The organism is Streptomyces sp. NPDC001450, assembly GCF_053597295.1.
Genome location: NZ_JBSFHY010000033.1, coordinates 113854 through 121228 on the forward strand (window position 1 = coordinate 113854; position 7375 = coordinate 121228).

Here is a 7375-nt window from a genome sequence, read left to right on the forward strand (position 1 = left end):
CCACCCCCTCCCGCCGCTGCGGGCATGGTCCGTCACGAACTCGTGGCGCCGGTCGGGGAAGATCACGGACCTCTGGGCATCGGTGGGCTCGTACACCTTCGGCCGTCTGCCGACCTTGCGGATCCCGCCGGGCATTTCGTAGCGGGCGCGCAGCAGACCGGCGGCGACGGGTTTGTCGAGGTGGAAGGCGGCGAGTTTGCGGGAGATCCCGGCGCCGGCGGCGGCCTCGTCGCAGGTGACGGCGCGGCGGGCACGCCGGATGAAGGTGAACATGCGCCGCCGCGCAAATAAGGCCAACAATTGTTAGTGAACCTAGTGGGAGGTTGCGATGGTCACCGAGTCGCGGCTTCAGGCGAAGCATCCGGTCAGCGCCACGCTCGCCGGCCCCTACGGCCACCCGTTCCACCCGATCCTGGTGACGGTGCCGATCGGCGCCTGGGTGACCAGCCTGGTGTTCGACATCGCTTCCCATGTCGTGCACCGTCCCGGATTCCTGACCCAGGGCTCGGAGTGGTTGATCGCCATAGGCGTGCTCGGAGCCCTGCTGGCTGCCATCGTCGGATTCCTCGACCTGTTCGCGATTCCGACCGGCACCCCGGCCTATCGCACCGCCTTGGTCCACATGACGTTGAACCTGGTGGTGACCGCCGCCTACGCCGTCAACTTCCTGTGGCGCCACAGCACGTACACCGACGGCGGGAGTGTCGGCCCCGGCAGTCTCATCCTGTCCGCACTCAGCATGGCGGTCCTGGGCGTCTCGGGTTTTCTGGGCGGCAAGCTCGCCTACCGCTACGGCGTACGGGTCGCCGACGAGAGCACCCAGGCCGAGGGGTTCATGCCTGACCACAGCGCGCGAAAGGCAGGCTCCGCCATGTGACCGGCCCGCGCACCGGCCACGGCGGCCGGTGTCGTCCGGCTGTCCTCGACACGGTCATCACCAGGGAGTTCCCCATGGACATCGCCGCACTGATCACCTGGGTGGCCACCGCCCTCGGCGGGTTCTTCATGCTCGGCACCTGGATCCAACGGGGCGGAATCCGACAACAGCAATCCGGTACCAGCCGCCTGCCCGCACCGGCCGTCTTCGGACACTTCGCCCTGGCCACGATCGGGCTGGTGGTGTGGATCATCTATGTCGTGGCTGACAAGACCGCCCTGGCCTGGACTTCGTTCGGTCTGCTGCTGCCGGTCGCCCTGCTGGGATTCGTGATGCTGGCCCGCTGGATCCCCGTCTACCGGGACCGCGCCGCCGCCGGGCCGACACCGGCTGCCGCGACGGTTCAGGGAGCCGAAGGGGCCGTACCCGCCGAAAGCCACTTCCCGCTGCCGGTCGTGATGGCCCACGGCCTGTTCGCCGTGGCCACCCTCGTCCTGGTCCTGCTCACCGCCCTGGGCATCGGCGGAAGCTGACCAGCCGAGCATGCACGCGAGTGCGTCGCCTGAGCGACCGCCACGTACAGGACGAAGCACAAGAGCGGGCAGCACGTGAGCGTGCAGCAGTACGACGAGATCGACGAGGCGTTCGAGGGGTTCCCGTCGCTGCCGCTGATGCGTTACGGGGAGATGCCGAGCTTCCTGGGCATGGTCGGCGACGTGAGCGGCAAGTCGGTTCTCGACCTGGCGTGCGGCACCGGCTTCTACAGCAGGGAGCCGACACCCGCGCCGCCCGCCTGCGCAAGGGCTCACGCGGCGGGCGCCCATCAGGCGCTACGTCTTCCTCGGCACCGTCACCACCGCAGCACTCAACATCTGGCTCCGCGCATGACCGGTCGGCCTCAGTGGCCTTGGACCCGGGCGTGCGAGTGCATGTCGTGTCGGCCGTCGTCATGCAAGGCGGCGCTGCGCTTGGTGCCTTCCAGGGCATAGCCGCATTTTGCGGCGACCCCGCAAGAGGCTTGGTTCCGCGTCGAGTGGTCCAGCTCCAGACGGCAGAAGCCGATCTCGTCCAGGGCCCAGGCGCTCAGCGTCGTGAGGGCATGGGAGGCCACGCCGATGCCGCGCACGGACGGAAGCACCCAGTAGGCGACGTCAGCGATTCCGTCGTCGAAGTCCAGGCCGCGCAGGGCGATCCGGCCGAGCACATCGCCGCTGTTGCTGGTGATCGCCCAGTGGCCACCTTTCTCTTCTTGCCAATCTTGCCGGTAGGCGTCGAACCATTCCCGGACCTGGCTCTCGGTCGAGGGCCGACGCGTATGCCAGCGCCGGATCTCGCCGTCCTGGTAGGCAGAAAGGAACACTGGCGCGTCGGCACGTTCCCAGGGACGCAAGAACAAGCCCTGGGCCGTGTGGAGCACCGGTTGAGGCGAGCCGGCAAGTGAACCAGAGGGAATGACGGGCGGCGTCGACAGAGCACGGGTCATGGGTCATGATCACCTGACCGTGGCCGCGTACGTCAAGGTCACCGGCACGGCCGAGGAATGTCCGGTCTACCTGCCTCACAGAGGGAGCCGCAGATCCGAAGAGCCGCTCCGCCAAGCGCGTCGCGTATCCGCTCGGCTGCTTGACGAGCCGTCACGCCGCGCGGATGTACGGCAAAGCCTGCTCCTCAAGCGCCGCCAAGGCCGCGTCAAGACTTCACCCCCCGTCACTCCCGGCCGGACAAACGTTCAGCCAAAGAAGCCCTCGGTCGGGCAAAGAGGTCTACTCGCATAGATGATCCCGGTGCTGTCATGCTCACGATCGCCCGGAATCCTGCCGGGCACCGCACCGGGAGACCCCCACATGTCCCGAATACCCCGCCCCCTGGTGACCGTCCTCTCCACCCTCGCCCTCGCCGCCGCGGGCCTCACCCTCACCACCGGCTCCGCCCACGCCGCGAGCTGCAGCCAGGCCTACCTCCCCCTGCCCGACGCGGTTTGTACGCCCGGCGCCCTCAACCCGGACGTCACCCAGGACACCATCGATTCGACCATCTGCGTATCCGGCTGGACCGCGACCGTACGACCCTCCACCTCGTACACCAACGCGCTGAAGAAGAAGCAGATCGCCGAGTACGGCTACTCCGACACCAGCCTCTCGGACTACGAGGAGGACCACTTCGTCCCCCTCGAGCTCGGGGGCGCCCCCAAGAGCGAGGAGAACCTCTGGCCCGAGCCGCACTACGGCGACGGCACCTCCGCCGAGAAGGACGCCGTCGAGAACAAGCTGAAGAAGGCCGTCTGCGCCGGTGAGGTCGGCCTCGACGACGCGCAGAACGCCATCATGACCGACTGGACGACGGCGCTCTCCAGCCTCGGCCTGGGCTGAGCCGTCACTCCCCGTAGGGACCGGCTCCTCCCCCGGGAGCGGTCGGCCCCCTCACCGCTCCTGACACAGAGGCAGGTCAGGTGCCTCCGCAGGCACGATGTGCCGCCACTCCCCGCGACGACACGATCGACCGCAGGACCCCCTCGGGGCAACTGCTGCCGTACTGGGGCCTGTTGCGAAAGTGCATCTTTTGGCACGGGGTGGTCCGGGCAAGAGCCGTGGCCGATGTTGTCAGACCTGCCTGGCATCCTCCGGGTATGGAGATGACGCTGCAACTGGTGATCGACTGTGCTGACCCGCGGAGGCTGGTGAGCTTCTGGGCCGAGGCTCTGGGGTACGTTCCAGAGCCTCCGCCCGGTGGGCACTCCACGTGGCGGGAGTATTGGGCGGGCATGGGGGTGCCCGAGGAGGAGTTGCCCACCGGTGCCGGGGAGACGCCGGAGTCCATCATCGATCCTGCGGGACAGGGGCCACGGGTGTGGTTCCAGCAGGTCCCCGAGCCGAAGGTCACCAAGAACCGGTTGCATCTTGACCTGAAGGTGGGCGGAGGGCGTGAGGTCCCGTTGGCGGTCCGCGCTCAGCGGGTCACCGCCATGGTGGAACGGCTCACCAAGGCCGGCGCCACCGTGCTACGGATCATGGATGAGCCGGACATGGAGCACTACGCCGTCGTTCTGCAGGACCCCGAGGGAAACGAATTCTGCGTCGTTTAGAACCCCGTCGGGCGGTACTGGTCACAGCCACTCGTTGATGACCGCGACCAGCGAATGTCGGCGGCCGCGGCCTCCGCGTGAGCGAAGCTTCCCGCGGTTGCGGACAGGGCCCTTCTTCTCCGGGACCGTGCACCCTTAATCCGGGACCGTGTCCGGCCAGAGCACCGAAACACTCCCGCCCCGGCCCCGGACGACCATCAGTCAACCACGTCGAAACCGCGCCGCACAGGTTGAAGATCAAGCCAGGTGTGTTGACCTGAAGCAGTGGGTCCTGGGTCACAATGCGCCATGACCGATGATCAGTCCCGGATTCCTGCCCGTCCGCTGCTGCGCAGCCCCCAGGAAGGTGAACTCATAGACGTCGCCGGTGTCGCGCACTTCTTCCGGCTCACCGGCGAGCACACGGGCGGGCACTTCGCCTTCGAGGAGTTCAGCCTCGCCCCTGGCACCATCGGTGCCAGGCCGCACGTGCATGAAGGGCACGACGAGTACTTCTACGTCCTCGAGGGCGAGTTGACGCTCCATACCGGGGACGGCGAGGTGACCGCCAGTCCTGGGCATCTGCTCGCCGCGACCCGCGGCACCCCGCACGGCTTCCGCAATGCAGGGTCGGTCCTCGCTCGTGCCCTGTGCCTCTACACCCCGGCCGGTTACGAGAAATACTTCCGTGACGTCCACGCCGCCGTGAGCGCCGGGGCCGAGGCGACCGATGAGTTGCTGGCCGAGTTCCGCAGCCGTTACCGGACCAGCTCGTACCAGGCTCCTCCCGCGAACAGGCCCTGAGGCGTGGCTCTTTGACGCGGCGCCGGCACGGCGGTCGGCCACCGGCGTGGGCAGAACCGACGCCCGGCCCTACGTGACCGCTCCGGCGAGGGCCAGGCGCGGCGAACACCGACCCGTCCGCCGGAACCTTCCGGGGAGAGGCTGCATCTACCTGTCCGCAGAGGCAGGGGGCCTCTCCACGGGGGATGTTTTGATAGCACGGCGAAAAGCAACAGTCCTGATACTCAGCCTGGCGGTGCTGCTGGGGTTGACCGCCTGCGGTTGGGGCCACACCCGGCCCGCCGCCTGCGGATCACCGCAGCTGCGCTGGAAATGGACCCGCTCGGCGGACAAGCCGGCCGGCGCAGCGGCGGCCATGCTGAGTGCCAGGAACAGAAGTGCAAAGCCCTGCGCCTTCGACGGCTACCCGCAGTTGCACGTCTGGGTCGGCAAGGCGCAGGACGTGGAGTCGGAGCCGACGAAGACGGCCACGCCGGTCCGGCTGGTGCTGGACCCGGGCCGGACGGTCGACTTCCCGCTCTACTACCAACCGCACGTCGTCCCGCGCGAGAGCTGCTGGATCGCGGGGAACTACAACGCCTCCAGCGACGTGGTGGCGCCCCACCCCGCCAAGCACGACTACGGCCGCTTCGTGCACGTGACCAACGCGAAGGGACACCGGCTGCCCACCCAGGTGTGCAGCGACACCATCCGGATCGGCCCGCCTCACCTGCGCTAGCCGACCCTGCCCGCCAGGTTCTTGGAAGTCGTTTCCCTTCGTGTCCGGGCCTCTCGGATTCTCCGTTCAACCGGCGGAGCTCGCCTCGAGGAGTGGGGCGAGGCCGCCGAGGAGGCTCTGGAGGCCGAACTCGAAGAGGGCGTCGAGGTCGAGATCGTAACCGGTCGTGGCGAGGCGGGAGAGCGCGGGGAACCGGCCGGTGGCCAGGAGCGCCAGGAGCGCGGGTTCCTGGGTGTCCACCCAGGGGGCGACGCACCGGGAGGGGGCCGTACCGGTACGAAGCGTGAAGCCGTCCACGAGCCTGGGCAGGATCAGCTGTCGGGGACGCCCTCGGACAGTCCCTCGGCGAACTCCCACCAGGCGAGGGGGAGCCAGTCGCCGTCCACGAAAGCGTCGACGGACGAGCCGCGTCCGCTGATGGCGACGGGCGTTCCCGGCGGGTACATGGTGCCCGAGACGCCGGGCACCGGGACGAGCAAGGTCCCGAAACGCTGAGCCACTTTCCTCGTCCTCCCATTCGGCGCGAAGTTGAAATCGGAATTTGATTGACAATAGCCGACTTGTTTCACGCTCTCCATAGGTGGACCATGAGAGTTAGGTCACGTGAGGCGAACGGCCGCGACCTTTCCACTGCCCGTTCGCACCAGGCTACGTTCGGTTGACGGCCGTTTGTCCTCCGGCAGCGAGCACATATCGCTAATCGGAGGTGTCGTATGAGGGCTGTCGTGTACAAGGGACCGTTCGAGGTAGCGGTGGAAGAGGTGCAGAAGCCTCGGCTCCAGCACCCGAACGAGGTGATCGTACGGGTGACGTCCACCGCCATATGCGGCTCTGACCTGCACATGTACGAGGGTCGTACTGCCGCCGAACCTGGCATCGTCTTCGGCCACGAGAACATGGGCATCGTCGAGGAGCTCGGCGAGGGGGTCACCTCTCTCAAGAAGGGCGACCGCGTGGTCATGCCCTTCAATGTCGCCTGCGGTTTCTGCAAGAACTGTGTGGCCGACTACACCGGATTCTGCCTCACCGTGAATCCGGGCTTCGCCGGTGGCGCGTACGGCTATGTCGCGATGGGGCCGTGGACCGGGGGCCAGGCCGAATACCTGCGCGTACCGTATGCCGACTTCAACTGTCTGAAGTTGCCGGAAGGCACCGCGAACGAGACCGATTTCATTCTGCTCGCCGACATCTTCCCGACCGGCTACCACGGCAACGAACTCGCCCAGGTCTCCCCGGGTGAGAGTGTCGTGGTGTACGGCGGCGGGCCCGTCGGACTCATGGCCGCCTACTCGGCCATGATCCGCGGTGCGTCGAGGGTGTTCGTCGTCGACCGGGTGCTCGAGCGGCTGCAGAAGGCCGAGGAGATCGGTGCGATCCCGATCAACTTCGCCGAGGGCAACCCGGTGGAGCAGATCAAGGAGCAGACGAACGGCGAAGGCACGGACAAGGGCATCGACGCGGTCGGCTATCAGGCCGTGGCCAGGACCGAGAACCGCGAGGAGCCCGCGGCCGTGCTGAACTCGATCATCGAGACCGTCCGGCCGACCGGAGCGCTCGGCATACCCGGCCTGTACGTGCCGGCCGACCCAGGGGGACCGGACGAGCAGGCCAAGCAGGGCCGGCTCATGGTCTCGATCGGCAAGCTCTTCGAGAAGGGGCTGCGCCTGGGCACCGGGCAGTGCAACGTGAAGCGCTACAACCGGCAGCTGCGCGACCTCATCATCTCGGGGCGTGCGCGGCCGAGTTTCGTCGTCTCCCATGAGCTGCCCCTGGCTGAGGCGCCCACGGCGTACGAGAAGTTCGACAAGCGCGTCGAGGGCTACACCAAGGTGGTTCTGCACCTCGACCTGGGGCTCGCGCACCGGGCGGTGGTCAGCGTCGAGGACAGCGGCCGGTGCCGGGCCGCCCTGGCCCA

General features: G+C 67.7%; 11 protein-coding genes and 1 pseudogene. 9 read left to right on the forward strand and 3 right to left on the reverse strand.

Annotation, left to right across the window (positions count from 1 at the left end; genetic code table 11):
* Nucleotides 1–24: 24 nt before the first annotated feature.
* From ACWC5O_RS31225 to ACWC5O_RS31240, 4 genes and pseudogenes are all read left to right on the forward strand, one after another.
* A complete protein-coding gene (locus ACWC5O_RS31225; RefSeq protein WP_450588109.1) occupies nucleotides 25–291 on the forward strand; it encodes a hypothetical protein in 267 nt (88 codons plus the stop codon).
* 37 nt (nucleotides 292–328) lie between these two features.
* The gene (locus ACWC5O_RS31230; RefSeq protein ID WP_450588111.1) at nucleotides 329–877 is read left to right on the forward strand and encodes a DUF2231 domain-containing protein; all 549 of its coding nucleotides are present in this window, start codon (nucleotides 329–331) and stop codon (nucleotides 875–877) included.
* Nucleotides 878–951: 74 nt separating this feature from the next.
* Nucleotides 952–1410, forward strand: coding sequence for a hypothetical protein (locus ACWC5O_RS31235; RefSeq protein WP_450588112.1), 459 nt, complete (start codon nucleotides 952–954; stop codon nucleotides 1408–1410).
* A 75-nt stretch (nucleotides 1411–1485) separates the two neighbouring features.
* Nucleotides 1486–1650, forward strand: a pseudogene (locus tag ACWC5O_RS31240) (class I SAM-dependent methyltransferase); the annotation flags it as partial.
* A 125-nt stretch (nucleotides 1651–1775) separates the two neighbouring features.
* Here the strand turns inward: ACWC5O_RS31240 and ACWC5O_RS31245 are convergent.
* The gene (locus ACWC5O_RS31245) at nucleotides 1776–2360 is read right to left on the reverse strand and encodes a GNAT family N-acetyltransferase (protein WP_450588114.1); all 585 of its coding nucleotides are present in this window, start codon (nucleotides 2358–2360) and stop codon (nucleotides 1776–1778) included.
* Nucleotides 2361–2721: 361 nt separating this feature from the next.
* Here ACWC5O_RS31245 and ACWC5O_RS31250 point away from each other — a divergent pair, with 361 nt between their 5' ends.
* From ACWC5O_RS31250 to ACWC5O_RS31265, 4 genes are all read left to right on the forward strand, one after another.
* The gene (locus tag ACWC5O_RS31250; protein WP_450588116.1) at nucleotides 2722–3246 is read left to right on the forward strand and encodes a hypothetical protein; all 525 of its coding nucleotides are present in this window, start codon (nucleotides 2722–2724) and stop codon (nucleotides 3244–3246) included.
* Nucleotides 3247–3503: 257 nt separating this feature from the next.
* Nucleotides 3504–3959: a VOC family protein gene (locus tag ACWC5O_RS31255; protein WP_450588118.1), complete on the forward strand. Its 456-nt coding sequence runs from the start codon at nucleotides 3504–3506 to the stop codon at nucleotides 3957–3959.
* A 288-nt stretch (nucleotides 3960–4247) separates the two neighbouring features.
* The gene (locus tag ACWC5O_RS31260) at nucleotides 4248–4742 is read left to right on the forward strand and encodes a cupin domain-containing protein (protein ID WP_450588120.1); all 495 of its coding nucleotides are present in this window, start codon (nucleotides 4248–4250) and stop codon (nucleotides 4740–4742) included.
* 235 nt (nucleotides 4743–4977) lie between these two features.
* Nucleotides 4978–5460, forward strand: coding sequence for a DUF4232 domain-containing protein (locus tag ACWC5O_RS31265; RefSeq protein ID WP_450588122.1), 483 nt, complete (start codon nucleotides 4978–4980; stop codon nucleotides 5458–5460).
* 66 nt (nucleotides 5461–5526) lie between these two features.
* On the opposite strand, the gene ACWC5O_RS31270 is transcribed toward ACWC5O_RS31265, so the two are convergent.
* Together ACWC5O_RS31270 and ACWC5O_RS31275 are read right to left on the reverse strand one after the other, a co-directional pair.
* Entirely contained in the window at nucleotides 5527–5757 is a 231-nt protein-coding gene (locus ACWC5O_RS31270; RefSeq protein ID WP_450588124.1) for a TetR/AcrR family transcriptional regulator C-terminal domain-containing protein, read from the reverse strand.
* 14 nt (nucleotides 5758–5771) lie between these two features.
* Nucleotides 5772–5960, reverse strand: a complete 189-nt coding sequence (locus ACWC5O_RS31275; RefSeq protein ID WP_450588125.1) for a hypothetical protein — start codon at nucleotides 5958–5960, stop codon at nucleotides 5772–5774.
* A 213-nt stretch (nucleotides 5961–6173) separates the two neighbouring features.
* Between ACWC5O_RS31275 and ACWC5O_RS31280 the strand changes: the two genes are divergently transcribed.
* The coding region (locus ACWC5O_RS31280) for a glutathione-independent formaldehyde dehydrogenase (protein ID WP_450781121.1) at nucleotides 6174–7375 on the forward strand (1202 nt) is incomplete at its 3' end.